Source organism: Hymenobacter plasmatis (assembly GCF_020711255.1).
In the GTDB taxonomy this organism is placed as follows: domain Bacteria; phylum Bacteroidota; class Bacteroidia; order Cytophagales; family Hymenobacteraceae; genus Hymenobacter.
In genome coordinates, this window is sequence record NZ_JAJFAW010000005.1 from 146,373 (window position 1) to 171,786 (window position 25,414).

The following is a 25,414-nucleotide window of genomic DNA, read 5'->3' on the forward strand; positions in this document are numbered from 1 at the left end:
AACCCCGCCGTTTGGGGTGCCTACACATCCATTATGACCCATTTTAATTCAGCCGCCTGGTGCCGTCGCACCGCGCTGGCCGCTGCCGCAGTACTAACCGGGCTGGCGCCCGCCCATGCCCAGCGCGGAGCCAAAGCTGCCAAAGCCAAACCCGAAAAACCGGCTGCCGCCGTAGCTGCCGTGCCCGTATCGGACTCGGTGGCTTTGCGCCGAATCTTTGATGAAGCCCTGCTGCGCGGCGAGAGCTACGACAACCTTCGCTACCTCACCGGCACCATTGGGGCGCGGCTGTCGGGCTCGCCCCAGGCCCAGCAAGCAGTGGAGTGGGGCAAGGCCACCATGGAAAAAGCGGGTTTCGACCGCGTATACCTGCAGGAGGTGATGGTGCCACACTGGGTGCGTGGCAGCAAGGAGAAAGGCGAAATTGTGGGCAATAAGGGCAAGGAAATCAAGGTGCCTGTATGCGCGCTGGGTGGCTCGGTGGGTACCGGCGGCAAGCTCAAGGCCGGCGTAGTGGAAGTGCACAGCTTCGACGAGCTGAAAAAACTGCCCGACGCGGCGGTAAAAGGCAAATTCATCTTCTACAACCGGCCTTTCGACGATGCCCTGATTGAGCCCGGCACGGCCTATGGCCGCGCCGGCGACCAGCGCCGCAGCGGCGCCATCGAGGCGGCCAAGCGCGGGGCGGTAGGCGCATTGGTGCGCTCGCTCACCAGCGCCCGCGACGACAACCCGCACACGGGCACCATGGCTTATGACGAGGCCGTGACCAAGGTGCCCGGCGCCGCCCTGAGCACCAACGCCGCCGACCAGCTGAGCCTGCTGCTCAAGGCCAACCCCGAGCTGCAGTTTGAGCTGGAAATGGAATGTGCCACCCTGCCCGAGGTGAAAAGCTACAACGTGGTGGGTGAAATCAAAGGCAACAAATTCCCGCAGGAAATCATCACTGTTGGCGGCCACCTCGACTCCTGGGACCTCGCCCAGGGGGCTCACGATGACGGCACCGGCTGCGTGCAGAGCATGGAGGCTTTGCGCCTGTTGCGCGCCGCAGGCTTCCGGCCCGAGCGTACCGTGCGTGCGGTGCTCTTTATGAACGAAGAGAACGGCGCCCGCGGTGGTAAAGAATACGCCCGCCTGGCCGCCCAAAACAAAGAAACCCACGTAGCGGCCATCGAATCAGACGGCGGCGGCTTCACACCCCGCGGCTTCAATCTGGAAGCCGATGCGGCCACCCTGGCCAAGGTGGCGAAATGGGCGCCCTTACTCAAACCCTACAACGCGGACGACATCACGGCCGGCCACGGCGGCACCGATATCGAGCCCCTGCAAGAGGCGGTGCACCCCAAAGCCCTCATCGGCTATAAGTGCGACTCGCAACGCTACTTCGACATCCACCACACCGCCGCCGATACCTTCGATAAGGTGAACCGGCGCGAGCTGGAGCTGGGCGGTGCCAGCATGGCTTCGCTAATATATTTGCTGAGTAAATACGGTCTTTAAGAGTCGGTTATTGCTGAATAGCTTAATGAGTAGATTAAGTTAATTTTTGGTGAGCTACTGCTGGACAATGCAACTGGGCCGCGTAAATTAGCCAGAATGGCAGGTGCTCTTTGGATTATTGCGGCTGCCAAATCAGCTCAATAAATGGTTTGAGCCGGTAGTTGCTAGGGACAGGAATCAGTTTTGATGCGTGAATTTTGAAAGGTAATTGGGCTCGTCTTGTGTGGAGTTTGGTGCTGCTGCTTGGGCTGGCGGCACGGGCCGACGCGCAGGAATACGGCGCCGATGGTGCGAACCGGTACTGGGTAACTCTGAAGGATAAAAGCGGCGTCAGCTTCGCCCCAACCCGCTACTTTACGCCAGCAGCCCAAGCCCGTCGGGGCCGCCAGCACCTCCCGGCTTTTGAGACAACCGACCTGCCCGTACGGGCAGACTATGTGGCCAATATCCGGGCCCGGGTAGACACAATTACTTTGGTGAGCCGCTGGTTTAATGCCGTTGCGTGCCGGGCCACTCCGGCCCAGGCGGCGGCGCTGCGCACGCTCCCGGGCGTGCTGTCGGTGGAGCGCTGGCCGCAAGCAACTGCCCAGATAGCCGCGCATAAGGCTGCCACTTTACTTCCTAAGCCCAAAACGAACTTAACGGTTGAGCCAATTTCGGCCAGTGACTACCTGCTGTCCCGCCGCCAGACGGCTCACCTGGATGGCCCAGCGCTCCGCGCCGCGGGGCTCGAGGGCCAGGGCCTACGCATTGCGGTCTTCGATGTGGGCTTTCGGGGGCTGCCGGAACACCCCGGGTTCCAGGAGTTGGTGAAAAGCAAGCGCATCGTGGCCACCCACGATTTCCTGAAAAACCGCGACGACGTGTACCACGGGGGCAGCCACGGCACGGAGGTAATGGGCTGCCTGGCCGGCCGCCTGGCTACCACTACGGGTGCTCCCGGGCCAGCGCTGGGCTTAGCCCCCGCAGCTGAGTACCTGCTGGCGCGCACGGAGCAGCTGGGCCGGGAGCGCTACGCCGAGGAAGAAGCCTGGCTGGCCGCAGTGGAATGGGCCGACCGCCTCGGGGCCGACATCATCAATTCCTCGCTGGCTTACACCGAGCAGCGCTATTTCCCGGAGCAAATGGACGGCCGGCGCAGCCTCATTTCTCGCGCCGCCAACCTGGCCGCTCGCAAAGGCATTCTGGTAGTAAGCGCGGCCGGCAATGACGGGGACAACGACTGGGTGCGCATCGGCACACCGGCAGATGCCGACTCGGTGCTCGCCGTGGGTGGCCTGGACCCCGAAACGGGACTGCACCTCGATTTTAGCTCTTTTGGGCCCACGGCCGACCGCCGGCCCAAGCCCAATTTGTCCGCCTTCGGCATCGTGCTCACCACCACGCCCAGCGGATACGAGCGGCTGGAAGGAACTTCCTTTTCTTCGCCACTGGTGGCGGGCTTTGCGGCCTGCATGTGGCAAAAGAACCGCAAGCTGACGGCCATGCAGCTGTTTCAGGAGCTGGAAAAATCAGCCGAGCTGTATCCGTATTTTGATTATGCGCACGGTTATGGGCGGCCGCGCTATCAGCAATTTGGCATTCCGACCGCTGCCCCGCAGGCCAAAGCACCGGTTCCCACCTTCGATTTTGTGGCTCACGACAGCTTGATTGCCGTCATCATCCGGCCGGAAGCGGCCATGCGCCTGGCGGAAATGCTCCCGCTCACGATTGACCAAAGCGGAATAGCCGTGCAGGTTGCGCCTATCGTGCCGGGCGCAAAAGCGCCGGCCGCCGATGCGTCGGCGCCGCCCGTAGGCCACGAGCAGCCGGCCGTCCCCGGTAGCTCCTCGCAGGCCGCGCTGCCCGAGCCCAATTACCCCGCCTACCTCTACTGGAACGTGGCCGACCGTCGCGGTGTGCTGCGCCGTTACGAAACCCGCGCCGTGAACCAACGCCTGGTGGTGCAGGTGCCGCGCCGCCTGCTGAGCCCCGGCGATGTGCTGCGGGTATATTTCAAAGGCTACACCGGGACTTATTCGGAATGAGAAGGCTACTTTCCAGATTAAGGGTCCTGCGTTCAGAGGGGCATTTTTGCCTGGGCAGGGAGGCGCGGTGGGCCGCGGCCGCGCTGGTGTTGGCCTGCGGGCCGCAGGCGGCGCGGGCGCAGCAAGTGCTGGTACAAGCCGACGTGGCCGAAGACACCCTGAAGAATACATTTGGGCCCAACCGCAGCTACTACGGCCATTTGTACCTGGGCTATGGGCTGCTGGCAGGCCCAGCAGGCGCCGGGGCTGGCGTGCGGTATGGCACGGCCTCGGCCGAGCTGCGCGCCGGGGGGCGCCTGAAAGTCCGGCTCAACCAAGCGCTTTCTCTCAACCTCGACCTAGGGTATGCCTACCAGCACTATGGCCTGGCTCAGAATAGTCACAAGACTCTGCCGACACCCGCCGTGCACCTGCGCGAAAGCCTGGGCACACAGCAGGTATTCTCAGAAGTGAGCCTGCGGTTGAACGCCGGCCGCCGGGGCAACTCCATTGGGCGCTACGTGGATGTGCTGGCCAGCGGCGGCTGGATTGCCGCCACCAGCCACCAAACGGAAGACGAGCCCGCGCCCGGCATCGCTTCCGTCGAAACCACTGAGCGCGGCCTGCCGTATCTGCGCCGCTGGATGGGTGGGGTAGGTGCCCGCCTCGGCATAGACCGCTACGCGCTGGTTGGCCGCTACCGGCTGACTTCGGTGTTTGGGCCCAGCTACGCGGCCTGGCCCGAACTGCCGCGGTGGGTGGTGGGAGTGGAAGTCGGGTTATTCTGAGAAATGAATAGGGCAAAGGCAAACCTATTGCTTAGCTATTCGCGTAAAATCCCCGGCTTCGGTTCAGTTTAAATATTGAGACCTAACCACCCAACCCCTTTTTTCTCAGCATATCTTCGTGCGCCTAATTGTTTGCGCCGCCCCATTTCATATGAAAATTTTTCCTCTTAAACTTTCGGGCATTGCCCTGCTTGCTGCCGGGCTCACGCTCCAGCTTTCTTCTTGCGTAAGCACCGAACGCGAGGTCAGCGGTTCGACAACTGACCCCCGCACTACCTACAAGCCGCCGGTGGCCGGCAACGGTGCCCGCATCAGCAGCAAGACCGTGCTGAATACCGTGAGCACCAGCCACACGTTTTCGGACCCCAACACCAAGGACAACTTTATTCTGCAGCTGCGCGGCCCGCGGGTGCTCACGGCCCGGGCCCACCTCATCGTGACCAGCAGCAAGGGCGACACCCTGCGCCACGAGGTGATGCCCGCCCGCGCCTTACTGAGCGAAAGCACCTTAGATCCGCAGGCTTCGAGCGTGCGCGACCAGGAAATTGCCATCCTGCAGGGCATGAACACCTTCTTCTCCGATGGTCACTTTAGCCAGCCCGCCGTACCCGCCGGCCTGGAGCAGCCCGCCGAGGTAGATACCAAGACCTGGGCTGCCCTGCGCGAAGACCCCTCCACGGTGGCCTTCGACTTTACCGGTACGGGTGGTGCGGAGCGGCGCTTGGCGTACGTGCGCAAACTGGGCAAGGCCGTAGTCATTAGCCACTAGCCCAATTGCCCCGTAAGCTATGCATGGGCAGAATGACCATGCTTCTAGCTCGGTTTTACACGTTTTGCATCCTTTTCAATCATTGAGTTATGAAGTTTATCCTTTCGTTTGCCGGCGTGCTGGTCGCCATCCTGCTGTATGTGCGCTTTGTTCCCTCGGCTCCCATCAACCCGGTGCTGCCGGTGGGCCCCCAAAAGGAGGTGAACGGGCATAATTCCGATGTGCCTCCGGGCGGCGATGCCGATTCCACCACCATGCAAGAGGAGCGGGGCGAAGCGCCCAGCACCAGCGTTCCGGCGGCGCGCCCCGGCCAGACTTACGGGGTGGCCATCAGCCCCGAGGGCGCCGTGCCCATGAGCGCCCTCGCCACCGCCCTCGGCTCGCGCGACTCAGCCCAACTAAAGCTGATTGGCAAGGCCCAGGCCGTGTGCCAGGCCAAGGGCTGCTGGATGACCCTGCCCACGGCCGATGGCAAGCAGATGCGCGTCCGCTTCCGGGATTACGCTTTTTTTGTGCCCAAAGACCTCAGTGGTCACAACGTGGTGGTGAGCGGCTGGGCCCACCGCAGCACGGTGCCCAAAACTGACTTGCAGCATTACGCCAAAGACGCCGGCAAGTCGAGCAAGGAAATTGCCGCCATCACCCAGGACGAGCAGCAGCTCACTTTTCTGGCCGACGGGGTTTTGGTGCAAGACTAGCGGTTGTCCCCTGACCCTTAAAGCAGTAGAAAGGCCGCCCGCTGAGGTGGCCTTTTTTGTTCTTAAACTCGTTTTAAAACGCTGGCGTAGCTTGTGCGCCGTTAGATATTCCGACCCGTATTGCCACGCCTGGCGCCCTGCCCATGCCCGATTCTTCCGCCGTTCAGCAACGCATCCTGGCCCTCACCGAGCGGCTGCACCACCTCAACCACCAGTATTACCAGCTCGACATTTCCGAAGTCTCGGACCAGGAATTTGACCAGATGCTGGCCGAACTGCACCAGTTGGAAGCCGAATACCCGGATTTGGCATTGCCTAACTCGCCCACCCGGCGCGTGGGCGGCACCATCACCAAGCAGTTTCCCACGGCCGTGCACCGCTACCCCATGCTCAGCCTGGGCAATACCTACTCCGAAGACGACCTGCGCGAGTTCGACGAGCGAGTGCAGCGCGGCCTGGAAGGGGCGCCCTATACCTACGTCTGCGAGCTCAAGATTGATGGCGTGGCCATGAGCCTGCGCTACGAGCACGGCCAGCTCGTGCAAGGCGTGACCCGCGGCGATGGCACCCGCGGCGATGTGGTGACCGCCAACGTGCGCACCATCCGCACGCTGCCGCTGGCCCTGCGCCCCGGCCCCGACCAGCCCGAGGACTTCGAGGTGCGCGGCGAAGTGTTTATGCCCCTCCCGGTCTTTGCGGAGCTAAATGCCGAGCGCGAGCAAAACGGCGAGCCCCTGCTGGCCAATCCGCGCAATGCCGCCAGCGGCACCCTCAAGCTGCAAAACTCCGCCCAAGTGGCAGCCCGCAAGCTGCGATTTTATGCCTACTCGCTGCTCACCCCGGGCCGGCATTTTGCCAGCCATAGCGCCGCCCTGGAGGCGCTGAACCGCTACGGCCTGCCCGTGTCGGATACCTGGCGGCGTTGCGCCAACATCACTGAAGTCCTGGACTTCGTGCATTATTGGGCCAAACAGCGGCACGAATTTCCCGTGGCCACCGACGGCATCGTCATCAAAGTCGACGATTTGCGCCAGCAGGACCAGTTGGGCTACACCGCCAAAAGCCCGCGGTGGGCCATTGCCTACAAGTACCCGGCCGAAGCCGCTCGCACCCGGCTCAACGAAGTCATCTACAACGTGGGCCGCACCGGCGCCGTGACGCCCGTGGCCATGCTCACGCCCGTGCCCCTGGCTGGCACGGTGGTCAAGCGCGCAACGCTGCACAATGCCAACCAGATTGAACTGCTGGACCTGCGCCTAGGCGATTTGGTGTACGTGGAGAAAGGAGGCGAAATCATCCCCAAAATCACCGGGGTTGACCTGGCGGCCCGCCCCGCCGATGCCGTTCCCATTCAGTACCCGACGCTGTGTCCGGCTTGCGCCACCCCGCTGGTGCGCCCCGAAGGCGAAGCCCATTTCCGTTGCCCCAACGAGCGGGGCTGCCCGCCCCAGCTCAAGGCCCGCCTCGAGCACTACGTGTCGCGCAAAGCCCTGAACATTGATGGCTTGGGAGCCGAAACCGTGGGCCGGTTCTTCGACCTGGGCCTGGTGACGACGCCAGCTGACATTTACGACCTGCCCGCCCGCCGCGCCGAACTGGTGACCCTGGAGCGCCTCGGTGAAAAGAGCATTGACAACCTGATTGCCGGCATTGAGGCCAGCAAGCAGGTGCCGTTTCCCCGGGTGCTATTCGGCTTGGGCATCCGCTACGTCGGCGAAACCGTGGCGCAGAAATTGGCGGCTCACTACCGCACCATCGACGCCCTGATGGCGGCTTCGGCCGAGGAGATGGCCGCGGTACCCGAAGTAGGGGGCGTCATTGCCGTGGCCGCCGCTCACTGGTTCCGGCAGCCCGAAAACCAGGAGTTAATCGAGCGTCTCCGCCAAGCCGGGGTACAACTGGCCGTAACGGGCGAGGCCCCAGTGCCCGCTTCGGACCGTTTAGCAGGGCTCACCTTTGTGATTTCCGGGGTTTTCGAATCGCACAGCCGCGAAGAATTGCAGCAGGTCATCATTTCCAATGGCGGCAAAATCACGGGCTCCATCAGCAAGAAGTTGAGCTATTTAGTGGCTGGCGACAACATGGGCCCCGCCAAACGCGAAAAAGCGCTGGCCCTCAAGGTGCCTATCATTTCCGAGATGGAGCTGATGGCTTTGCTGCCAAGCTCGGCAGACGATACCGCAGTTTCCGAGGAGAGCGTGGTTTCGGCCAGTGGTTTAGGGCTGGGCAGCCAAGGCGAGCTATTTCGTTAGCCAAGCATGTTTGGGCGAGGTTCGCGCGAGCTTATCTCAATTGAGCCCCGGCCTGGCTATTCACTGCTTGGCCAGACTTTCCGCCTTCGCAATAAAAAGGAATGTTGGCGGTGGCTACCCCACCATGCCCGTCATGAATCCAAAGCAGAAGCCGATAAGCACCCGGCTTAAGCGGGGTGCGCAGGGTGGCGCCGTGGGTTGATGCATGGCTGACATACCCCGACAAAGGCTCCACAGCCTCCTCCGCATTCCCGGTTGGAGGAAGTTCAGGCCATAATTCCCAATCAGCCGTCAGCGCCTGGCCCTCCGGGTCTCGAACTACTGCCGTGGCGGGATATTCGGTGTTGGTGCGCAGGCGAGGGGAGTTCACGTCCCGCTTGCCAGCTAGGGTCATCCCGACAATGCTGGGAGCAAAGTTTGCCGGTTTTTTGCCTTGCCATAAATACTGCAGGGTATCCACCGCCAGCGTCTTTTCGCCTTCCTCAGAAAAAAGGCTGAACCAAGTTGGGGTTTTTTCAAATTTCGTTCCCCAAAAGAAAACATAAGACCCCATACAATGCGCCGAGTCTTCTATCATAGTATGCCGATAGCGCTTTGCGATAAAGGCGGCTTTTTCGGCACTATTCAGTTCAACCGGAACTGCCCATTGAGTCGAGTCTGATTCCCAATATCCCTTCGAACCATATTCGGTCACTATATAAGGCCCTTGCCAGCCAATTTTTCGCAACTGCTCGGGCAGTTTATTCAAACCGGCGTATTTATTCACGGAAAGAAAGTCGATGGCCGGTGCCCGGCGCTGCAAGAGCGGTATCGAAGTAGCAATCATTGCTAAAGGCGTGGTAACCGGGTGATTGGGGTCCAGCTTATGAATCATAACGGCCACCTCATTTATGGCCGAATACATTTTGGGATTCACCTGGCCTAAGTCAAGTTCGTTGCCGACACACCACATCAGTAAAGCCGGGTGCTTGCGGAAACGCAAAACTTCGCCGCGGATGCGTTGAAGTTGGGTTTGCACCGCGGTGCGGTCATTATAATCTATGCCTTTGCCTTCGGGAGTTAGCCAGAGGCCCAGCATCACGGTGAGGCCGTTGCGGTGCGCCTCGTCAAGTAGAGGCCCAGCGTAATCGGCTGTCCACAGCCGCACGGAGTTGCCACCTGCCTCCTTGATTCGTTCAAAATGTTGGGTGGCGCCCGCGCCACGAATTCGGTATGGGCGCCCTTGCCTTTCCAACCGGAAGCCACCGGGAATCTGCACCACACGCACAGATACAGGTTTCCATTCAGCTGGTGTGCTCGAGGCCTTGCCATCCCCTTTACACGCACTAACCGTCATTGTCATCAAAACGAGATAAGCGGTTGTTTTTACTGATTGAATAAGCTTCACGGAGTTGAACAGTAATGGCAGGTTGAATCGATGTATGGCATATGTAATTGCTACTCAAATAATTATAATATTATAAAAGCCGATTTATTAGCCTATTTAAGGGTTGATTTAAATGTTTGAATATGGAAAGCCATTCATTTGAAAGTTAATCTTTTTAGGATAAAAAATAATTTTAATTATTTTCATGCGGAACGTTTACATCTAATGGTCGTTAAAAAGGGAGTGAGTTATCTATTGTTGATTTAATTATGATTGCATATATCACTCAAAAAAAAATAGTGGATGCTGTCAAATCAGTAAAAAAGAAAAAACGGCTAATTGATAAGATAGTTGCTGCCCCTACAGTTTCCGCTACAGCATTCGAGGTAAGCTATAAGCTAGCCACTGGCGTGAAATCCATGCGCATTCTGGTTGGCTTTGGGCTGGTGGCAATGGCGTATTTTCTTTTCTGGTTTATCAGCTTTGAGCATATAGGCTATGCGCCTTTGTTTTGGCTGCTGGTAGTTTCGCTAGGCTTTAAAATGCTGCGGATGCTGCATGAATGGGTGCATTATGTGCAGGTGCAAGAGCCCATTGCACCGGTGCCCGCGCAGGTTAGACTGAGAACCGTTGATGTGCTTACTACTGCCTGTCCGGGTGAACCGCACGATATGATTGTGCGCACGCTGGAAGCCATGCAGGCCCTGAACTACCCGCATACCAGCTACCTGTGCGACGAGGGCGACGACCCTTTGCTACGCCGGGAGTGCGAGCGGCTGGGGGTGGTCCACGTGACCCGGGCGGAGAAAACGAATGCCAAAGCCGGCAATATAAACAACGCCCTGCGGCAAGCCACTGGCGAGTTTTGCGTTGTGCTGGACCCGGACCACGTCATGGCACCAGACTTTCTGGACCAGGTGATGCCTTATTTCGAGGATGAAAAAATCGGCTTTGTGCAAGTAGTGCAAGCCTATGGCAACCAGGAGGAGAGCTTGGTGGCCCGGGGTGCAGCAGAACAGACTTACCACTTCTACGGCCCTTTGATGATGGGCATGAATGCCTACAGCACTGTGCAAGCAATTGGTGCCAACTGCACCTTTCGCCGGGCCGCCCTGGATACCATTGGAGGGCACGCGGCCGGCCTGACCGAAGACATGCACACAGCCATGCGCCTGCACGCCGAGGGGTGGCAGTCGGTGTACGTGCCCAAGGTGCTCAGCCGGGGCCTTGTCCCCTCGTCATTGGGCGCGTTTTATTCCCAGCAGCTCAAGTGGTCCCGGGGTGCGTTTGACCTGATGTTTCGGGTGTATCCACGGCTGTGGGGCCGGTTTACGTGGGCACAGCGTCTGCACTACTTCACGCTGCCATTGTATTTCTTTTCGGGGGTTGTCACTCTCATCGACATCCTGGTGCCGGTGGCTTCGCTGGCTTTGGTCGAGTTTCCCTGGTACGTTTCGCTTAAAGCATTTGCGCAGCACATGCTGCCGCTGTGGGGCATTGCGTTACTGATTCGCTGCTATGCCCAGCAGTGGCTGCGCGAACCCCACGAGCGGGGCCTGCACCTGGCGGGGGGCTTTTTGCGGATAGGCACTTGGTGGGTGTACACCATGGGGTTCTTATATGCGGTGTTCCGCGTTCGGGTTCCGTATATCCCAACTCCCAAAGAAGAAGGCTGGCTGCGGAATGAGTGGCGCATGGCGCTTCCTAACATAGCAACCGCCCTGGTACTTCTGGCGGCCTGCAAGTACGGCCGCATGCAGTCGTTAACCATCTACACCAATCTAATGGTGGCTTTGTCCGCAACGCTGGCCATAATTTTGCTGGCGGCCAGCATCATGGGCCAGCACGAAGCCCTGCGGAACTTCGTGCGCGACATGGCCACGTGGCCGTTCCGGCCGCTGGTGCTTGGCTTAAACCGTCTTTACGACGGGCTGGTCCGGGCCACGGCGTGGCGCCTGCGGCGGGCGGCCGTCGGCCTGGTCACGAGCATCGGAACCGTGGGGGCCATTGTTCAGTTGCTTATTTACCTGGACGTCATTGCTCCCGTGCCCCATTTGGAATGGGCAAAAACTGGTGGGATGGCAGTGCACGTCGGAGTAGAGGCGGCAGGCTTGGAGCCACCTGCTGCCACCCGCGTTTCCACGGGCCAGGAAAAATATAAGGGAAAAGACATTGCGACGTTTGAGCTGGGTGCTGGCCCAATGCCGCTGTTGCCGCAGGATGCGCTCCAGTTTCTGCCAGCAGCCCAAGTACCGCTGGTTACTTGGCCCGTAACCGGGCCAGCCCAAAGCATTGTTTACTGGCAGAACGTTGCCCGCCGGTTTAAGCAAACTACTAAGCGCACGGTGATGCTGCGCCCGCTGTTTGCTGCCAACTCCGCGAAGGAATATCGACGGAAGTGGCGGGCGATGATAAGAGGTTTTCGGGCCGAACAAGTTTCCAACGTAGTTTGGATGTGGACCCCGCCCCGCCAAGAGGACCTGGCTATCTATTGCCCCGGTGCTCCCTACTTTGACTGGATGGTGGCCGACCATCCGGAACAAGAGGCCGGCCAGGGATACGAAGCCCTTCGGCTTCAGTCGGCGAAGCAGCTAGATCTGCATCAAAAGCCGGTTCTTCTGCTTACTGCTTTGCCGCCCAATCGGCTAGACCTTACTATACTGGCCCGCCGAGTGGCACGTCGCTATCCAGAAATCAAAGCAGTTGTGTACGACACTGATACCGATGCTATCGGAAAGACGACGCTGCTGCAGGTGCGAAATCTAACAACTGCTCCGCGGCTTAAAGTAAGCACTACAACCCACGCGTTGACACGATTGCCTACCAAAATAGCAAGAGTATTTAGCCCAATTAAAGGGTAACCGTATTCTAATATCTGCTTTGAAGGTGTCTACTCCTAAAGCGCATTGTTCGAACTATGGCTGATTACCAGAACCGATTTTCAGCAGGGAAGCAGAGATAGGAGGTGGAGGGGCCGTTTGATTGAAGGCCAATGAGAAGCCGGTATCAGCAGGGTGTAACAGTCGTGGTGGACCGGCTTTTGGCGTTGGCTCACTCCGATACAGCAGGCTCTGGAACAAAAATTGACAGCGTTAGCATGGCAGAATCTGGCAGCAGGCTAATTGTGAGGAACCAAGATGCTGAAACAGTGTGCAGAAGCACTTGCTGGCTGCCTTAGCCTTTGCTGAAAACGGTGGCTGCAATCTGCAGAATTGGAAGAGAAGTGAATGACCAAGGCCTTGGCTGAGGTTAAGTTGATTCGCGTTTCTTTTAATATTAAACTTGTACTATGTTTATAAATGTACAAATCCATTATTTACCAATTGTTAAAAAAAGAATTGGAGAATCAGGGGCTGATATTCTTGTTAAATTATAATACAGCTTCGTAAATGTTGATATTTTAATAATAGTTAAATCGTTTAACTTTGTCGCCTCATCTTATTTATTGAGGTTGCATGAAGCCAAAAATTATACTTTTATCACTTCTTGCCATTTTAGGCTCTCGTTCATTGCGCGCAGAAACTTATTATATAAGTCCAACTGGGAATGATGGGCAGGTGGGCACTTCCCTAACCACCGCTTGGCGCACGATTGATAAGGTTAACGCAACCGCTTTTCAGCCGGGCGACCGTATTCTGTTTGAGGGCGGCCAAACGTTTCAAGGCGGAATCTGGCTGCACAATGGCAGCCAGGGAACCCCGGCGCAACCGCTGGTGGTAAGCTCATACGGAAGCGAACGGGCTACGATTTCCAGTGGCAGTTCATTTGGGTTTTATGCCCCGAACACGGCGGGCATTGAGCTGAGCAAACTGGTCTTTGTAGGAGCGGGCCGCTTGAGTAGCACCAATTCCGGCGTGATTTTTACCATTGACGCCGACAATGCCCCCCTTGCACACCTCCGCCTGGAGAGCCTGGACGTAAGCGGCTACCGCAACTCCGGCATTATCATCGGGAGTGAAAAGGCCACGAGCGGGTACACCGATGTGCGCATCACCGACTGCCAACTGCATGCCAACGGCGAAGCCGGCCTGAGCTCCTACCAGCCGTTTCCCTTGGCGGGGCAGGTGCACCGCAACTGGTATGTGGGCAACTGCCAAGCCTACGACAACCCCGGCCGGGCCGACGTCACCAACACCCACACGGGCAACGGAATTGTACTCGCGGGCATCGACGGCGTGCTTATCGAGCACTGCATAGCGCACGACAACGGCCGGCTCAATGCCAACCCTTCCGGTGGGCCGGTGGGCATCTGGGGCTGGGCCTGCAACAACCTGGTGATACAACTGAGCGAATCGTACAACAATAAATCAGGCACCGCTTTGGACGGTGGCGGTTTCGACCTGGACGGTGGCTGCACCAATTCGGTGATGCAGTACAACTATTCGCACGACAACCAGGGCGCTGGCTACCTGCTGGCCCAGTTTGGTGGTGCTGCCCCGATGCACGACCTCACCATCCGCTACAACATCAGCGAAAACGACGCCCGCGGCCACAACCAAGGCGCACTGGAGCTATGGTCTTCGGGGGCCAACGGCGGCATTCAACGCGCCAGTATCTACAACAACACCGTGCTCCTGACCCCGCCGGCCGACGGCACGCGGCCCAAGGCAGTATACATCACTAGCGGCGGCTTTTCGGACCTATCCCTGCGCAACAACGTGCTGCAAACAACGGGGGGGCTACCCGTGGTGAGTACCGTGTGCACGGCTGGCTTGCGCCTGGAAGGCAATTGCTACTGGAGTACCGCGGCGCCGCTGGTGGTGGAATGGAACGGCTCAACTTACACGGACCTGCAAGCCTGGCGAACCGCCACTACCCAAGAGCAACTGAGCGCTGGCCGCACCACCGGTCTTAATGTCGACCCCCAGTTGAGCAACCTCTCGGCTGTGGTTGCCCCGCTCGCTACCTCCCCGGTGCTGGCCGCTGGTATTGATTTGCAAGTCGAGTTTAATATTAGCCCCGGCGTGCGGGACTTCATGGGTAACCCAATGCCTCAGGCCCCGGCTCGTGGCAACATCGGCGCGTTTGAAAGCGCGTCGGCTGTGACCACACCTCTGCCCGTAACCCTCAGTGCATTTACCGCCGAGCAGCAGGGAACCGCAGCGCTGCTGCGCTGGAGCACGGCGTCGGAAAAGCACAATGCTTATTTCGAGGTGGAGAGCAGCACCGATGGGCGCACGTTCTCCCCGTTGGGCCAAGTGCCGGGCTATGGCACCAGCGCCCAGCCCCACGCGTACCAGTATATCGACTTGGGCTTTGCCCGCCACGCGGCCCCTACGGTTTACTACCGCCTGCGCCAGGTTGATACCGATGGCAAGGCTACTTACTCGCCGGTCCGGGCGTTGTCGGGGATAGGGGAGGTTTCGGATAAGACGACCCGCCTGCAAGTGTGCCCCAATCCTGCCCAGGCCAGCAGCACTATCGTGGTGAAGGGAGGGCCCTCGAATGAAGTGACACTGTTTGATGTGCGGGGGCGGCAGGTTACTAAAGCATGCGCTGGTGCCGACGGAGCAGCTTTGCTCCAGGTGGAAGGCCTTGCGGCCGGCATTTACATTGTTCGCAGTGGCGCCCAGTGCACCCGTTTGACCCTCGAAAAATAGGGGTGTTGTCGAATTGAGCTGATAAATTTCAGCTCAATTTCCCCATGTGCCATGCGGTCAAGAATTGGGCTGCCTGAGGAGGGATAATACCGCTCCAGGTGTAGGGGTAGGAAAATATGGCAAGTAATATGTTCTTATTTTCCTGAATAAAAATTAGATATAATAATCGATTTAATTTTTCCCAACGGAGTTAAATCCCGTTATTGAACCTCTATTTTCCCTCCATGAGATTATTTATACTGTTGATACTGCTTGCTTTGCAAGCGGTAGTTCCTGCTTCCCTGCGTGCGCAATGCATCGGTTTTGCCGACCTTCTAACAATAGGGGCCGAACCTACGGCGCTGACGTCGCCCCAGGTGGTGACCCAGCACCTCACGTCTGAATGGAGTTATACTGCCCCAACGGCGTCTTCCCGCGAAGCTTTCTGGACTTTGCCAGCTCAAAACGGGGCGGCGGTGGCGGCTTGTCGGCTCATGCTGCGGGCGCAGCGCCCTGGCCAGGACGTGGTATTCAAAACGGTGCAGGCATCGTGTGTGCGTGAGCTGCGAAGTGAGTTGAAGAGCCGCAAACTCGTGGCGGAACCCGTGACGTGCCCGAGCTGCGAAGCGGTGCGGTATAAAGGGCCCGACTTTGAAGCCACCATCTACAGCCAGATGAAAGGCGACTACCCCTTTGTGGTGGTGGTTCACCAGGTGCCAGCGCTGCTCCCGGGGCCTGCCGCCAAGGGCGCGGGAGCTAAAGTGGTGCTCCCTGCAAAGCTATGAGCGGGAATAGCCGCTACCGTTAGATAAGCGAAGCCTAGCGAACGAAAACAGAAACTTAGGACGCGTTCCGGCGTATTTCTAAAAAGACCCGGCAGTAGGCTGCCGGGTCTTTTTGGTAAGTGCCCGCCGGAATTGCACTTGGTTGGGCCGCGCTTCACGTAATGCCCGCCGTATGATTTCTGACTCTTTGCACCCCGCACCCAGCCCCGCCAACCCGGCCAGCTCCACCAAGCACACCTACGAAATGGGCTTGATTGGCAACTGCGCCTTTCTGGCCCTCATCCGAAAAGATGCCTCCATGGCCTGGCTGTGCTGGCCTAGGTTCGACAGCAGCTTCGTATTCGGCAGCCTGCTCGATGCTAACAAAGGCGGCGAATTCAGTATTCGCCCGGCCGCCGGGGCCAATTTTAGCTCGCACCAGTATTACCTGGAAAACACCAACGTGCTGTGCACGGAACTCACCACGCCCGACGGCCGGTACCGCGTCACGGATTTTGCCCCGCGCTTCTCGCAATACGAGCGCTACTACAAGCCGCTGATGTTTATCCGCAAGGTGGAGCCCATGGCTGGCGCGCCGCGCATACGGGTTACCTGCGACCCCGTGGGCGAGTACGGCACCAAAGAGCTGAGCCGCCGCCGCAGCTCCAATCACATTGCGTACTTGGGGCTCGAAGAAGAGATTCGCCTCACCACCAACATCCCGCTCACCTATGTGGTGGACGAGGAGGACTTTGCCCTGAACGAAACCAAGTACCTGGTGCTGACTTATGGAGCGCCGCTGGAGGCCCCGCTGGAAAGCACGGCCGAGCGGTTTTTGAGCAGCACCGTGGAATACTGGCGCAAGTGGGTAAAAAGCATGAGCATCGGCGACTTCTACCAGGGCCAGGTCATTCGGTCGGCCCTGGCCCTGAAGGTGCACCAGTATGAAGACACCGGGGCCATTATTGCGGCCAGCACCACCAGCCTGCCCGAAGCGCCCGGCAGCACCCGCAACTGGGACTACCGCTACTGCTGGATGCGCGATACCTACTACATCCTCACGGCCTTCAACAACATCGGTCACTTCGAGGAAATGGAGCGGTATTTCCATTATATCGCCAACATTTCGACCAAAGTAAAAGGCAAGTACCAGCCGCTTTACGGCATCAGCGGCGCTTCGGAGCTGGTGGAGCAGGAACTGGACCTGGCCGGCTACATGGGAAATTTGCCGGTGCGCATCGGCAACGATGCCTACACCCACGTGCAGAACGACGTGTACGGCCAGGTGCTGGTGGCGCTGCTGCCGCTCTACGTCGACCACCGCTTCGTGAACCCGGAGCGTACCTCGTCCGAAACCTTGATGTACGAGGCCCTGGGCCTCATCAAGGCAACCATGGACGTGCCGGATGCCGGGCTGTGGGAGTTTCGCAACCTGGCACAGTACCACTGCTACACCTACCTGTTTCATTGGGCTGGCAGCCACGCCGCCCGCAAGGTGGCGCGGGCGCTCGGCAACAAGGCCATGGAAGCCCTGGCCACGGAACTAAACGAGGAAGCCACGCGGCGCATCGAGCAGTGCTACAACCCTGACCTTGGTGCGTACACCAACGCCATCGGCTCGCCCCATCTCGATGCCAGCACTTTGCAGCTGATACTCATGGGCTACCTCGACCCCAATTCCGAGCGCGCCCGGCAGCACCTCATTGCCCTGGAAAACGAGCTGAAAACTCCGGAAGGCCTGTTCTACCGCTACCGGCACGCCGACGATTTCGGTACCCCCGAAACCACTTTTCTCATCTGCTCTTTCTGGTACGTGGAGGCGCTGGCCTGTGTGGGCCGCCTCACCGATGCCATCAGGGAGTTTGAGAAGCTCATCAGCTACGCCAACCATTTGGGGCTGTTGAGTGAAGATGTGGACGCGAAAACCGGCTCCCAGTGGGGGAATTTCCCGCAAGCCTACAGCCACGTTGGGCTGATGAACGCGGCTTACCGCATTGCCAAAAAGCTGGACAAGCCTAATTTTATCTGATAAGCGAAAAATTCTGGCTCAATTTCAATTAATCAAAAAGCCCCGACCAATTTTGGTCGGGGCTTTTTGATGGCAATTATGAAGCGTCGGATTGCTTATGGTAAGCAAATCTGACCGTCATGCAGAGCGCAGCGAAGCATCTTATCACCCTCACACGACTCGTTCAATCGTGATAAGATGCTTCCTTCGTCAGCATGACAGACGATTAGGTTGGTAAGCCACGCGATATGCTTCGCTGCGCTCTGCATGACGGTCAGTAATTCTTCAGCGTGCTAGAATGACTGCACGATGCTGTTGTGCAGCGTGCGGGGCGTCCAGTAGCCGCTGGCGATGATGCGGCGAATGGTGAAGAGCGGGTCGTTCTGGTCGCGCTTTTCGGCCAGGGAGAAGGCTGCCACAAAGCCGCGCTTCTTCAGCTCGGGGAAAGCCTGCTCGTTCCAGAGGCCGAAGGGGTAGGCGAAGTAGTTGATTTTCTTGCCGGTGATTTCCTCCAGGGTTTTGGTGGGCTTGTCGATTTGGGTTTCCCAATCCTTGCCCTGGTATTTCTTCACGTTGTGGTGGTCCCAGGTGTGCGAGCCGATGATGTTGCCTTCGTCGGAAAGCTGCTTCACCATGGCCTTGGTCATGTAGTGGGGGCGGCCCAGGCTCACGGTCATCACAAAGTACATGGCCTTGAAGCCGTACTTGTCGAGCTCGGGGCGGGCAATGGTGAACTGGTCGAGGTCGGTGTCGTCGAAGGTGAGCATGATGGGCTTGCTCGGCAGCTTGGCCCCGGTGGTCATGTAGGCGTAGAGCTGGTCGGGCGAGATGGTGTGGTAGCCCGAGTCGGCCAGCATCTTGATGTGGCCCTTGAAGGTGGCAATGGGCGTGATGTAGTCCTTGGCGTTTTTGGAGTCGCGGGCCGTCCAGTCCCGAATCTGGTGGTAGCACAGGATGGGCACCTGCGGCCGGGCCAGGATGGCGGCCGCGTCGCCGGCTTTGCTGGCCGGAATGCTGGTGGGGGCCGGCGCGGGCGTGGCGTTGGCCTCGTCAGTAGAGGTGGCGCGAGTACCGGACGTGCCGGCCACGGCCGGGACGGTGGTGACGGCCTCCACAGTGGCAGAACTGGCTGCGGACTCGCCCATGGTGGCGGTTTTGGAGTCGCAGGCGGCTACCGCAAGGGCAGCCAAAAGGAGGGAAGCAGAGGTGAATTTCATAATAATTGGGCCGTGTCGCACACGTCCGCCGGAATAGGCAGCTAAAAATGGATGAGGTAGCCAACGGCGAAATGCCGGGCGCGTGCGACGCACCCCTACCTTTGTACAAAACTAACCCCCAATCACCCGCATGAACAACACTGGCACCCGTCTTCCGGCATTTCACGGCACGGGCGTGGCCTTGGTCACCCCGTTTACCGACGATTTTAAGGTGGACTATGTCGGCTGGCGCCACTTGCTTGATTTCTGCATCGAAGGCGGCGTGGAATACCTCGTGGTGAATGGCACCACCGGCGAATCGCCGACCACCACCGCTGAGGAAAAAGCCGAGCTGCTGCGCGTTGCCAAGGCCCACGTGGCCGGCCGGGTGCCCTTGGTGTACGGCATCGGCAGCAACGACACGGCCGCGGCCGAGGAGCTCCTGCTCAGCACCGACCTCGACGGCATTGCGGCCGTGCTATCGGCCAGCCCGGCTTACAACAAGCCCACCCAGGCCGGCTTAGTGGCCCACTACCACCGCCTGGCAGAGGCCAGCCCCGTGCCCATTATTCTCTACAACGTGCCCGGCCGCACGGCCTCCAACATCACCGCCGAAACCACCCTGCGCCTGGCGCAGCACCCCAACATCATCGGCATCAAGGAAGCCAGCGGCAACATGGAGCAGTGCCTGGCCATTGCCGCCCACAAACCGGAAGGTTTTCTGCTGCTCTCGGGCGATGACGTGCTCACGCCTGCCCTCATTGCCTGCGGAGCAGAAGGCATTATTTCGGTAATGGCCAATGCCTTCCCCAAGCGCTTCGCCGACATGACCCGCGCGGCCCTGGCCGGCGACTTTACCAAAGCGCGCACGGGTCTTTTCCACCTGCTGCCCATCAACCCGCTCATGTATGAGGAAAGCAACCCCGTGGGCGTGAAAGCAGCTCTGGAAGCGCTGGGCGTATGCGGAGCCGCCGTTCGCCTGCCGCTTCTGGAGGCCACCCCCGGGCTCAAAGAGCGAATTAGAAAAGCGCTGTAGGGAAAAAACAATGACGAATGAGCAATGACAAATGACGAATTAGCCCGACGACCAATTCGTCATTTGTCATTGCTCATTCGTCATTATTCAATGTTGCTACCGCTAGGAAGCCGTAGCCGAAGATGAACAGGTTAAGACCAATTTGCAGGGAGAGCACGGCGTCGACCATCATGGCTGTGGCTTGAATCAGCAGGAAGAAGCAGAGGTAGGGATTGTGCCGGGCCTGGGCTTGGGTGAATGGCCACAGCAGGAGCAACAGCAGCAGGCCAAAGCCAAGCAGCCCACCGCCCATTAGGGCTTCGAGGTATTGGTTGTGCACCTCGACGCGGTTGGCCTGCCGAAGACCGTAATCTTTCCAGTCGTATTGGGCCATCATCGCCGCACGAGTATCGGCCGGGCCTACGCCAATCAGCCAATGCTGACCAATCACTGCTTCGGCGGTTTCAACGGCCGCGAGCCGGCGCGCCAGGGAATAGTTGTTGATGTCCTGCTGATTGGTGAACTGGCCCACGTCCCACACCGTAGAGTCGACACGTTGCCGCACCGATTCGAGCGTGTGGTAGGCCAGCCACGGGCCCAGCCCCAGCAGCACCAGCAGCCCAATTCCTAGCAGCCAACGCCGCCGTACCAGCAGCCACACCGCATAGCCCAACAGGCTCGTGTAAAATACCAGCAGGCCCGTGCGATATGCCAGTACGTGCAGCGTGAGCGCCGCCACTACTGCCGCCACAAGCAGCGCGCCCCGCAACACTGGCCCCACAAGTTTGCTGCGCCGCAGCAGCAGGCCCCAGAAGAAGGCCAGGGCCAGCATCACGCCAAACGTGATGTGGAAAATGCGCGTCACGGCCTGAACGTTTTGGCCCAAGTTGATGGCCTCGTTAGCCGCGGCCGGGTCCAGCAGGTACTTGCCGAGGGTAGCCGCACCGTTGGCCGCCGTGCCCAGCACAAACAAGCAGCCCACCGCCAGCCGCTGGCGTGCCGTGAGGGGCACGGCCAGGGTGAAGGCCAGTGGCACGCCCAGCAAGGGCAGGTAGCGGAATAAGTCGTGGCGCCAGGTAGCCCACTCGCTGGTATATAGGCCGCTAATAAGCAGAAATCCGAATACAGCCGCGGCGCACATGGCAGCTCCATTGCGGAAGTACCGGGGAAATTCAGCCCGCAGATTGGGATTGGCCAACACGGCCAGCACACCCACCACCGGGGCCAGGGCCACCAAGGACCGCGCCGCCAGCAGCCCCACCACGCCCGCCAGGCAGGCCAGCCACAACAACTGCTGCGAAAGACGGCCGGATAAGTAATACTGCACCAGAGAAAGTCAGAAAGTAGGGGGCCGGGTTAGCTCAATATTGCAGCGGGCTGCTACCAGCCGCTGGCCAGCACGTCGGCGATGTGCAGGCATTTCAGGGGGAGCTTTTCTTTCTTGATGTACGCCTCCAGATGCATCAGGCAGCTCACGTCGGTGCTCACGATGAAGTCGGCGCCGGTGTCGAGTGCGTGCTCCACTTTTTGCTGGGCCATTGCCACCGAAATGGCTTCGAACTTCACCGCAAAGGTGCCCCCGAAACCGCAGCAGGTGGTGTTTTCGGCCATCTCCACTCGTTCCAGCCCGGCCACATTGTCCAGCAGCAGGCGCGGGGCCGCCCGGATGCCACACTCCCGCAACGCGGAGCAGGAATCGTGGTAAGTGTACTTGCCCGCCAGCCGGGCGCCCGGAATCGCGCTGATGCCCAGCACATCCACCAGAAACTCGGTCAGCTCGTAGGTGCGGCCCTGCACGGCCTGGCAGCTGGCCAGGGCCTGGGTGTCTGCGAATAAGTCGGTGTAGCTGTTGCGCACCATGCCCACGCACGACGCCGAAGGGCTCACGACGTAGCGCGGATTGGCTGCTTCCGGTGCCGCAAAATCCTGAAGAAATTTCTCGGCCACGGCCCGGCTTTGGGGCTTGTAGCCGGCGTTGTAGGCCGGCTGGCCACAGCAGGTTTGGTCGGGGTTGTAATTGACCTGCACACCCACCCGCTCCAGCACTTTCACCATGTTCATGGCGGTAGCAGGGTAGAGCTGGTCGACGAAGCAAGGAATGAAAATATCGGCGGTAGCAAGCATCGGCTATAGGTTAATGAAAAGCAAAGACGCCCGTAGCCGCCGCCCGGGCCTGGGCAAAGGCCGCTAAGTCCAAGCCTGAATCGAGCCCGTTTTCCGCCAGGAAAGCCAGCAGGTTTTCGGTGGCCATGTTGCCGGTGAGCTCGTCGGCAGCCATGGGGCAGCCGCCAAAGCCGCCAATGGCGCCATCGAAGCGCCGGCAGCCGGCTTGGTAGGCGGCGCTTACTTTCTCGTGCCAGGTAGTAGGGGTAGTGTGCAGGTGAGCCCCAAACTCAATAGCAGGAAACGCAGGAATCAGGGCTGAGAACAACGGCGCAATGGTGGCCGCCGTGGAGGCGCCGATGGTGTCGGACAAAGCCACAATGTGAATGCCCAGGGACGCCAGCTGCTGAGTGAAGTCCGTTACGATTTCTGGACTCCAGGCATCGCCGTAGGGGTTGCCAAATCCCATCGACAGGTAGGTGACGAGGGTTTTGCCGGTGCGCTCACACAGCTCGTGCATGGTGGCCACGTCGGCCAGGGCTTCGGCGGTGGTTTGGTTGGTGTTGCGCCGCTGGAAGGTTTCGGAGACGGAAAGTGGAAAGCCCAGGTAGCTGATTTCCGGGTGTTGGGCGGCGGTTTCAGCGCCGCGCAGGTTGGCCACAATGGCCAGCAGCTTGGTTTTGGTGGCGCTCAGGTCCAGCCCCGCTAGCACTTCTGCCGTGTCGCGCAGCTGCGGAATGGCTTTGGGAGACACGAAAGAGCCAAAATCCAGGGTATCGAAGCCGACCTTAAGCAGCGTATTGAGGTAGGCAGTTTTGGTGGCAGTCGGAATGAAATCGGGCAGGCCTTGCATGGCGTCGCGCGGGCATTCGATGAGCTTCATAGAGCAGGGGTGAGGCGGGAATGGAGCGTAAAGGTAGCAGGCCGGCCCAGGCCCGGAAGTGCTGCCCCGGCCCAGGGTGGGCTAGGCCCGGCCCGCACCCGAACTACCCGACGGAAGCCGTTGTTTAACGCGCATGTTATTAATGACGGATGCTTCTATTAAGCGGCCCGCGAATCGGCCGCTGGCAGGACTGCTGTGGCCCTTTTTCTTCGGAGTAATCCTGTTGCTGAGCGGCTGTAGCAAGCAGCAGACTTTGCAGGCCATATTCCAAAAGGCGACCCCGCACGAGGCGTATGCCCGGCAACTGCACCAGTCCGGCCTCGACCGCCGGCCCGCGGGCCGCGCCTGGCTTGCGGCGGCCGAGCAGGCGCTGCGCGATTCGCTGGTGGTCACGCTGCCATTCACCGAGACGGGTTATTTCCGGCCCGAGCGGCCCACAGCGGCCAGCTACCGCTATGCCGTGCGCGCCGGCGAGCAGGTCCACGTAAGCCTGTCGCTGCCCACCGGGGCGGCAGTCCGTGTATTTCTGGATGCTTTTGAAGTGGTGCCCGGCCGGGCCCCGGTACCCCTGGCCAGCGCCGATACGTTGGTGCTGGATTTCCGGTACTTGGCCGAAGCCGACGGGCAGCACCTGTTGCGGGTACAGCCCGAGCTGCTGGCCGCCGGGCGCTACACCCTGCGCGTGGCCCGCGAGCCAAGTTTGGGCGTGTTTCCGGTACAGGGCCGCACCGATGCGGCCGTGGGCAGCTTCTGGGGCGCTCCGCGCGAAGCCGGCGCGCGCTCACACGAGGGCATCGATATTTTTGCCGCACGCGGCACCCCGGCTGTAGCCGCCACCGCGGGGTTCATCACCCGCACCGGCGAAACGCCCATCGGCGGGCGGGTGGTGTGGCTGGCCGACGCTGCGCACGGCAACCACCTGTATTACGCGCACTTAGATAAGCAGCTGGTGACGGTGGGCCAGCACGTGCGGGCCGGCGATACTCTGGGCCTGGTGGGCAATACCGGCAACGCCCGCAGCACTGTGCCCCACCTGCACTTTGGCATTTACCGCAGCGGCCGCGGGGCCGTTGACCCCTTTCCGTTTGTGCACCATCCCGCCCCGGTGGCGGCGCTGCCCAGCGGCCCCGACCAGCGCGGCGAATTCGTGCGGATGCGGGCGGCGGCCGTGCTGCGGACCTCGGTGGGCAAGGAGAAAATCGAGCACTTGCAAGCTGCCGCCCGGCTGCCCAAGCAGTTGCCGCTGCTGGTGATAGGCCAGCAGGGTACCGACCTGCGGGTGCAAACCCCGGGCGGTCAAATCGGCTATGTGGGGGTGCATGCCGTGGTAGGAGCAGCGGCCACCCCGCTGCGGCGCCTGGTGCTGCCCACGGCTACGGAGCTGCTTTTACAACCAACTAAGACGGCCCCGGCCGGGGGAGCCCTGGCGCCCCAAACGCCCGTGGAGGTGCTGGGCCAGCAAGACCACTACAGCCTGCTGCGCGGCCCACAGGGCGAAACGGGTTGGGCTATTTTATAACTCGAGCCCCGGCAAATGCTAGTGCTTGGCCAGCACCCGCGATTGCAGTAGCTTGCCTTTCTTATCGTAGTACTCGGTCTTGATGATGCCCACAGCGGGGTCGTAGTAGTCGATTTCCCGGCCCGCATTTTTTAGGACGAGGTCGGCACGGGCAGCGGTGGCCAGCTCGCGCTCACTCTCCACCATGTAGCAGCTGAACGTGCCGGCAGGCACCGTGACGGGAATGCGCCCGGCCACGAGCTTGCGTTTGAGCACCGTGGTCTTCACCTTGGCAATGGCCACCGAAGGGCTGCTCACCTGCACCAGGGCGCCGCCGTCGGCCAAGGCGCTACCGGGCGCCGGCTGGTTGGGCCAAGCCAACGGCGTGCCTTGGTAGGTCATCCGCCGGTCGCGGAAAGACTTGAGGCCTTCGTAATTGATTTCCCGCAAGCCATCGGTAAACGTGGTGTCGTTGCGGCAAAAGAAGGTGAGGTCCTGTTGGGCCAGCACTAGGTTGGTGGGGTCGTAAAGGCCGCTTTTCAGCCGAACACTGGTGGTTACTACCGCTTTATTCTTTTTGCGGGCAACGGAGTCGGTGCTGATTTTAACAACCCGGTAGCGCACAGCACCGATGGATTTGCCTTTGTTGTTCAGAATTTGGTACTCCAGGTTCTGGCCCTCATGCAAGCCAAAGGGGTGGGCGCAGGAGGCTGGGCTTGCTTCAAAAGCTAGCTCAGAAACTGCTTCCGGCCGTGGTGGGAGCATGGAGTCGGTAAGGGACTGGGCGCGGCCGGAGCCCGAAAGCAAAAGCAGGAAAGCGGCCGCATGACCAGAACAGGAGCGCGAAGCGAACATTGGGTTGAGCTAAAAGGCAATGGGTACAAATGTACGCGGCCGGCAGGGGGCAAGGATGCCCCACAACCCGGGCCGTTTCGTTGCGTTAGCAGGTGCATGGTCGTACTTTGCGGCCAATCGGGGCAGGCGCTTTG

18 protein-coding genes are annotated in these 25,414 nt (G+C 59.9%); 12 read left to right on the plus strand and 6 right to left on the minus strand.

Annotation, left to right across the window (positions count from 1 at the left end; genetic code table 11):
* Positions 1-33 precede the first annotated feature (33 nt).
* The 6 genes from LJ738_RS05315 (at position 34) to ligA (ending at position 8,013) form a co-directional block, all read left to right on the plus strand.
* Positions 34-1,500 (plus strand): M20/M25/M40 family metallo-hydrolase, encoded by a 1,467-nt coding sequence (locus LJ738_RS05315; RefSeq protein WP_227785270.1) that lies wholly within the window; start codon positions 34-36, stop codon positions 1,498-1,500.
* 221 nt (positions 1,501-1,721) lie between these two features.
* Complete coding sequence (locus LJ738_RS05320) at positions 1,722-3,527, plus strand: S8 family serine peptidase (RefSeq protein ID WP_227785271.1); 1,806 nt, start codon at positions 1,722-1,724, stop codon at positions 3,525-3,527.
* Positions 3,524-4,294: a hypothetical protein gene (locus LJ738_RS05325; protein ID WP_227785272.1), complete on the plus strand. Its 771-nt coding sequence runs from the start codon at positions 3,524-3,526 to the stop codon at positions 4,292-4,294. Before LJ738_RS05320 ends, LJ738_RS05325 begins: the two co-directional genes overlap by 4 nt.
* 151 nt (positions 4,295-4,445) lie before the next feature.
* On the plus strand, positions 4,446-5,063 hold the full coding sequence (locus LJ738_RS05330; protein ID WP_227785273.1) for a hypothetical protein: 618 nt from the start codon (positions 4,446-4,448) through the stop codon (positions 5,061-5,063).
* Between the two features lie 89 nt (positions 5,064-5,152).
* Positions 5,153-5,761: a DUF4920 domain-containing protein gene (locus LJ738_RS05335; protein WP_227785274.1), complete on the plus strand. Its 609-nt coding sequence runs from the start codon at positions 5,153-5,155 to the stop codon at positions 5,759-5,761.
* Between the two features lie 143 nt (positions 5,762-5,904).
* Positions 5,905-8,013 carry an NAD-dependent DNA ligase LigA gene (gene ligA / locus LJ738_RS05340; RefSeq protein ID WP_227785275.1) on the plus strand — a complete coding sequence of 703 codons (2,109 nt, stop codon included), beginning with the start codon at positions 5,905-5,907 and terminating at the stop codon, positions 8,011-8,013.
* 31 nt (positions 8,014-8,044) lie between these two features.
* On the opposite strand, the gene LJ738_RS05345 is transcribed toward ligA, so the two are convergent.
* Positions 8,045-9,400: a glycoside hydrolase family 2 TIM barrel-domain containing protein gene (locus LJ738_RS05345; RefSeq protein ID WP_227785276.1), complete on the minus strand. Its 1,356-nt coding sequence runs from the start codon at positions 9,398-9,400 to the stop codon at positions 8,045-8,047.
* A gap of 398 nt (positions 9,401-9,798) precedes the next feature.
* On the opposite strand from LJ738_RS05345, the gene LJ738_RS05350 reads away from it, so the two are divergent.
* The 4 genes from LJ738_RS05350 (at position 9,799) to LJ738_RS05365 (ending at position 17,751) form a co-directional block, all read left to right on the plus strand.
* Positions 9,799-12,240 (plus strand): glycosyltransferase family 2 protein, encoded by a 2,442-nt coding sequence (locus LJ738_RS05350; RefSeq protein WP_227785277.1) that lies wholly within the window; start codon positions 9,799-9,801, stop codon positions 12,238-12,240.
* Between the two features lie 993 nt (positions 12,241-13,233).
* Complete coding sequence (locus LJ738_RS05355; RefSeq protein ID WP_227785278.1) at positions 13,234-14,979, plus strand: right-handed parallel beta-helix repeat-containing protein; 1,746 nt, start codon at positions 13,234-13,236, stop codon at positions 14,977-14,979.
* Positions 14,980-15,203: 224 nt separating this feature from the next.
* On the plus strand, positions 15,204-15,743 hold the full coding sequence (locus tag LJ738_RS05360) for a hypothetical protein (RefSeq protein WP_227785279.1): 540 nt from the start codon (positions 15,204-15,206) through the stop codon (positions 15,741-15,743).
* Between the two features lie 172 nt (positions 15,744-15,915).
* Positions 15,916-17,751: a glycoside hydrolase family 15 protein gene (locus tag LJ738_RS05365; RefSeq protein WP_227785280.1), complete on the plus strand. Its 1,836-nt coding sequence runs from the start codon at positions 15,916-15,918 to the stop codon at positions 17,749-17,751.
* A 272-nt stretch (positions 17,752-18,023) separates the two neighbouring features.
* Here LJ738_RS05365 and LJ738_RS05370 read toward each other — a convergent pair whose 3' ends face one another.
* Positions 18,024-18,947 carry a polysaccharide deacetylase family protein gene (locus LJ738_RS05370; protein WP_227785281.1) on the minus strand — a complete coding sequence of 308 codons (924 nt, stop codon included), beginning with the start codon at positions 18,945-18,947 and terminating at the stop codon, positions 18,024-18,026.
* A 130-nt stretch (positions 18,948-19,077) separates the two neighbouring features.
* On the opposite strand from LJ738_RS05370, the gene dapA reads away from it, so the two are divergent.
* Positions 19,078-19,962: a 4-hydroxy-tetrahydrodipicolinate synthase gene (gene dapA / locus LJ738_RS05375; protein WP_227785282.1), complete on the plus strand. Its 885-nt coding sequence runs from the start codon at positions 19,078-19,080 to the stop codon at positions 19,960-19,962.
* A gap of 73 nt (positions 19,963-20,035) precedes the next feature.
* On the opposite strand, the gene LJ738_RS21445 is transcribed toward dapA, so the two are convergent.
* Genes LJ738_RS21445 through LJ738_RS05390 form a run of 3 tightly spaced genes read right to left on the minus strand, consistent with a single transcriptional unit; the run spans position 20,036 to position 22,927 of the window.
* On the minus strand, positions 20,036-21,268 hold the full coding sequence (locus LJ738_RS21445) for an O-antigen ligase family protein (RefSeq protein WP_227785283.1): 1,233 nt from the start codon (positions 21,266-21,268) through the stop codon (positions 20,036-20,038).
* 53 nt (positions 21,269-21,321) lie between these two features.
* Positions 21,322-22,065, minus strand: a complete 744-nt coding sequence (locus LJ738_RS05385; RefSeq protein WP_227785284.1) for a (Fe-S)-binding protein — start codon at positions 22,063-22,065, stop codon at positions 21,322-21,324.
* 10 nt (positions 22,066-22,075) lie between these two features.
* Positions 22,076-22,927 (minus strand): hydroxymethylglutaryl-CoA lyase, encoded by an 852-nt coding sequence (locus tag LJ738_RS05390; RefSeq protein ID WP_227785285.1) that lies wholly within the window; start codon positions 22,925-22,927, stop codon positions 22,076-22,078.
* Positions 22,928-23,069: 142 nt separating this feature from the next.
* Here LJ738_RS05390 and LJ738_RS05395 point away from each other — a divergent pair, with 142 nt between their 5' ends.
* Complete coding sequence (locus tag LJ738_RS05395) at positions 23,070-24,446, plus strand: M23 family metallopeptidase (RefSeq protein ID WP_227785286.1); 1,377 nt, start codon at positions 23,070-23,072, stop codon at positions 24,444-24,446.
* 18 nt (positions 24,447-24,464) lie between these two features.
* Here LJ738_RS05395 and LJ738_RS05400 read toward each other — a convergent pair whose 3' ends face one another.
* Entirely contained in the window at positions 24,465-25,190 is a 726-nt protein-coding gene (locus LJ738_RS05400) for a TapB family protein (protein ID WP_227785287.1), read from the minus strand.
* Positions 25,191-25,414: the final 224 nt, after the last annotated feature.

Coding starts and splice junctions, on each gene's coding strand:
- LJ738_RS05315 (WP_227785270.1), top strand. CDS start 34: ATGACCCATTTTAATTCAGCCGCCTGGTGCCGTCGCACCGCGCTGGCC.
- LJ738_RS05325 (WP_227785272.1), top strand. CDS start 3,524: ATGAGAAGGCTACTTTCCAGATTAAGGGTCCTGCGTTCAGAGGGGCAT.
- LJ738_RS05330 (WP_227785273.1), top strand. CDS start 4,446: ATGAAAATTTTTCCTCTTAAACTTTCGGGCATTGCCCTGCTTGCTGCC.
- LJ738_RS05335 (WP_227785274.1), top strand. CDS start 5,153: ATGAAGTTTATCCTTTCGTTTGCCGGCGTGCTGGTCGCCATCCTGCTG.
- ligA (WP_227785275.1), top strand. CDS start 5,905: ATGCCCGATTCTTCCGCCGTTCAGCAACGCATCCTGGCCCTCACCGAG.
- LJ738_RS05350 (WP_227785277.1), top strand. CDS start 9,799: ATGCGCATTCTGGTTGGCTTTGGGCTGGTGGCAATGGCGTATTTTCTT.
- LJ738_RS05360 (WP_227785279.1), top strand. CDS start 15,204: ATGAGATTATTTATACTGTTGATACTGCTTGCTTTGCAAGCGGTAGTT.
- LJ738_RS05365 (WP_227785280.1), top strand. CDS start 15,916: ATGATTTCTGACTCTTTGCACCCCGCACCCAGCCCCGCCAACCCGGCC.
- LJ738_RS05370 (WP_227785281.1), bottom strand. CDS start 18,947: ATGAAATTCACCTCTGCTTCCCTCCTTTTGGCTGCCCTTGCGGTAGCC.
- dapA (WP_227785282.1), top strand. CDS start 19,078: ATGAACAACACTGGCACCCGTCTTCCGGCATTTCACGGCACGGGCGTG.
- LJ738_RS05385 (WP_227785284.1), bottom strand. CDS start 22,065: ATGCTTGCTACCGCCGATATTTTCATTCCTTGCTTCGTCGACCAGCTC.
- LJ738_RS05390 (WP_227785285.1), bottom strand. CDS start 22,927: ATGAAGCTCATCGAATGCCCGCGCGACGCCATGCAAGGCCTGCCCGAT.
- LJ738_RS05395 (WP_227785286.1), top strand. CDS start 23,070: ATGACGGATGCTTCTATTAAGCGGCCCGCGAATCGGCCGCTGGCAGGA.
- LJ738_RS05400 (WP_227785287.1), bottom strand. CDS start 25,190: ATGCTCCCACCACGGCCGGAAGCAGTTTCTGAGCTAGCTTTTGAAGCA.